The organism is Dokdonella immobilis, assembly GCF_900115085.1.
Classification (GTDB): domain Bacteria; phylum Pseudomonadota; class Gammaproteobacteria; order Xanthomonadales; family Rhodanobacteraceae; genus Dokdonella; species Dokdonella immobilis.
Window position 1 is genome coordinate 1 of sequence record NZ_FOVF01000074.1, and the last position, 1,190, is coordinate 1,190.

The window sequence follows — 1,190 nt, forward strand, 5'->3', positions numbered from 1 at the left end:
TAGGTAGTTCGAGGGCCGGGCTTGGCCATGATGAGGACTCCTGAAAGTTAGTTCAGGGTGTCCACTAAAGCGAAGGAACCGTCCGGTCGGCTTGAGCACATAGTTAGAAGGCGCACACCTAGAGTTGGGGCCACGTGTTCCAGTCCTCCAAGTGGTTCTGAAGGTTAATCGTAGTGCAAACAGCCCTGCCATCGTTATGGAGGACGACAGAGAGCTGACGATAGCCGCGCGCTGCGTCGAGCGTACCCATATTGCTGTTGCGAACGTAGTTTCGAAGAACGGGACGATCCATGACCAAGTATCTCCAACTATGGCCTTGACGCATCACGAATGCGAAATGAAGCTCCGGTGTTTGTGCATTCTGAATCGATGTTTCTCGAACTCGGAACTGATACGCGTGCGAAGTAGCTTGTGCACGACCAACTGACGTCTTAACTTGCAATCGCCACATTGCCCCGCTCGTATCGTTGACAACGAAGACGTCATCGCCTTTGTCAATCTCCGGCATTGAGACGTTGTAGCCACGCAGGCACAGTTCTCCCATGATTGCGAGATGACCAGCCTTTCCGGTGTACTGAGTACTTGGCATATGCGCCTTCTAACACCGAAGTTAACGCGCCGCACATGGACGCACGATTGTAGCGGCAACGCACAACGGTCGCGTTGAACGCCTAGTTGGATACCGCTGCGACTCGCGTCCAGTCTGACTGCAGACCAGCGTAGTAACGCTCCATTATCGAGACGACCTCCGATACTGATTCTGGAGGTGCCACTCCCGCGCCATTCCAGCCAGCAAAACCTAAGACCTCCCAGTTCTCGTTGCAGTGCAGAACAACCAGCTCTGATGAGGTGCGTGGCTCGCTGCCTTGCAGAACAGCAAGTTCCTCCCTCTCGCGATACTCGCAGATTGCCAAGCGAGGAACTCGGCCCAGCCAAGCATCTCCGACAAAAAGCCGCAACCTTCCAGTGAACACAACCGAATCCGAAACAATCGCGTATGCCAGCACTCGGCAGTCATCAAGAAAGTCAGGAGGTGCCTTGGAATTCATTTGCGTATCCAACGCTGGAGTTAAGCGGCGCGCGGTACGCGCGTCCGCTTGGACGAGTAAAAAGAGACTTCCCACCTCTTTCGGCATCAAGGATCCCGAAGGACCCGCGTGCCATGATGGAGTTTCTACACAACCGTCAGC

2 protein-coding genes are annotated in these 1,190 nt (G+C 54.5%); both read right to left on the minus strand.

The annotated features are described in order from the left end of the window. Positions 1-118 precede the first annotated feature (118 nt). Positions 119-589: a group I intron-associated PD-(D/E)XK endonuclease gene (locus BM125_RS21060; RefSeq protein ID WP_175498215.1), complete on the minus strand. Its 471-nt coding sequence runs from the start codon at positions 587-589 to the stop codon at positions 119-121. Between the two features lie 82 nt (positions 590-671). Next, positions 672-1,190 (minus strand): hypothetical protein (locus tag BM125_RS20070; RefSeq protein WP_217647935.1); only part of this gene is annotated, 519 nt, incomplete at its 5' end.

Bases quoted from the DNA above. Each gene is read 5' to 3' on its own strand.
- BM125_RS21060 (WP_175498215.1), bottom strand. From the start codon at position 589: ATGCCAAGTACTCAGTACACCGGAAAGGCTGGTCATCTCGCAATCATG.